Below are 2,186 nucleotides of genomic sequence, written 5' to 3'. Positions count from 1 at the left end.
TGTCAACAACGATTCAAATTTCCCCAATTTCAACGAAATGAAATTCCCCATTATGAACGGCTAAATCGTTGTTTGGGCAGGATAAATTCCTGCTTTTTTCTTTTCTCGCAAACGGTAGGAGTCACCCTTGATGTTAAATGTAATCGCATGATGTAAGAGGCGATCCAAGATAGCCGTTGCCAATACATCGTCACCAAAAACTTTTCCCCATTCAAGGTACGATTTATTAGATGTTAAAATCATTGCTCCTTGTTCGTATCGCTTTGAAACAACCTGGAAGAAAACATTGGCGGTTAGTTCATCAAAAGGAAAATAACCTACTTCATCTACAATTAACACGTCTGGACGACTCCAACGATTTACGAGTCGCTGGAGTGTCCCTTTATCATTGGCCTTGCGGCACTGAGCCACTAAGTCGTCGGCCGACAAAAATAGGGCTGTATATCCTTGGGTAATCGCTTCAATCGCAAAGGAGACGGCTAAATGAGTTTTTCCTACACCCGGAGGACCCAGTAATATGCGATTTTCCCCATTGGCAATAAAGCGACATGTTAAGGTTTCCTTGACCCTTTTCTCGCTCAGACTTGGTTGAAATGTAAAGTCAAAATCATGAATCGTTTTGGTGTAAGGCAGCTTTGCCCGTTTCATTCGCTTTTCTAGTTGATCAGAATCTTGTTGCTCCGTTTCATGCAAAACGATAGTGTGAAGAAACTCAGAATATGATACATTATCCTTAGAAGCGTCTTCTAGTAAACTATCAAGTTGGTTGGCTGTATGATGCCAGCCGAGCTTCTTTAAACGCTCCAATAAGAGTTCGTTCATCATACAGACTCACCTTCTTCCAGTGCTGCGTAAGCAGCGAGAGGGCGTTTTTCCACATTTGGAGATGGGGTATGAGAGTGAAGACCGTCGGTCGCCAAATCTTCAACGTTCTTCGCTTTCTGCCCTTTTTCTTTTGTATGTAGCCCATCATAGTGTTCCATTCGGATATGAGTAGTTGCTTTTCCTGTAAGAACCGGATGCTTTGCGATACATTCACGTTCATCGTAAATCTCTAAATGATGATCGAGTGTTTCTTTAATCTTAACCATTTGTCCAGCGTAACGGTAAGGAACTGAATACCTTTTTCCGCGGTACGACACCACACAGTCCCGACTGACTTCTCTGGTTTCCCAATGTGAAGTGGGAAACAGAGGCTTCACTCCCCATATCTGCAGGAACTTCTGTTCCTGCTCAAATCGTTGAAATGGTGACTCATTAGTAGTCTGATTGGTTTTCTTGTTAGCTATCTGATCCAACCATGTACGTACGGCTTCATTTAATGCATGTAAAGTTGGTTCGTGTTTTCGCTGAAAGAAGTTATCTTTCAAATACTTAATGGTTCTTTCTACTTTCCCCTTTGTTTGCGGACGTTTAGGACGACAGGCTTTTGGCACAATCCCATAGTAGGCTAAGAAATCCTCAAACTTGCGATTAAAACGAATCTCTACAGGACTATGCTTGATTACAACGGTTTTCATATTATCATAGAGAATTTGTTCTGGTACCCCATTAAAGTAAGAAAAAGCATTCATATGACACTTCATGAGGGTTTCGAGATTCATGTTGGTTGTAAACTCTACGTACTTCATTCGGGAATAACCTAATATCATCACAAATGCATAAATGTCTTGCAGATTGCCATTCACTAAGTATTTTCCCACGTACGCCCAATCCATTTGGGCTTGTTTCCCTGGTGGTGTTTCAAACCGTAAGGTTGCCTGTTTCTTTGGCTGTTGACGAAGAGGACGAACAAAGTCTCTTAAAATTGTCATCTTCCCCTCGTAACCCATCGTTTGAATTTCCTCTAACAGTACGACACAGTTGGTTGTTCCTTCTTTGACTCGTTGAAGGATGTAGGACTTATAGGGTTCGAGCTTACTCTCTTTCTGCTGCTCGCTTGCCTTACGTTCCGGCAACTGATTGCTTTTTAGATATTTGCTGATCGTTTTACGATCGAAGCCTGTTGCTTCTGCAATGGCTGTTTTCGTCCACCCTTTCTGAAATAACTCTCTAATCATAAAAAACTCCCCAATCTTCAGCACCGTTTCTTCACTCCATCTTTGATGTTTGTTTCGAAACGATTATCTGTTATTTTTGGGGAATTTAAAACCGTTGTTATTGGGTATTTTACAATCGTTGATTAC

The 2,186-nt window shown here is 41.4% G+C and carries 2 protein-coding genes; both read right to left on the bottom strand.

Annotation, left to right across the window (positions count from 1 at the left end):
• Nucleotides 1-60 precede the first annotated feature (60 nt).
• On the bottom strand, nucleotides 61-825 hold the full coding sequence (istB, locus tag BFL01S_RS19415; protein ID WP_000980839.1) for an IS21-like element helper ATPase IstB: 765 nt from the start codon (nucleotides 823-825) through the stop codon (nucleotides 61-63).
• Nucleotides 822-2,084 (bottom strand): IS21 family transposase, encoded by a 1,263-nt coding sequence (gene istA, locus BFL01S_RS19410; RefSeq protein WP_002073783.1) that lies wholly within the window; start codon nucleotides 2,082-2,084, stop codon nucleotides 822-824. The genes istB and istA overlap by 4 nt, the downstream gene beginning before the upstream one ends.
• Nucleotides 2,085-2,186: the final 102 nt, after the last annotated feature.

Source organism: Priestia flexa NBRC 15715, from assembly GCF_001591565.1.
GTDB lineage: Bacteria > Bacillota > Bacilli > Bacillales > Bacillaceae_H > Priestia > Priestia flexa.
This window is presented reverse-complemented; position numbering and strand designations above follow the sequence as displayed.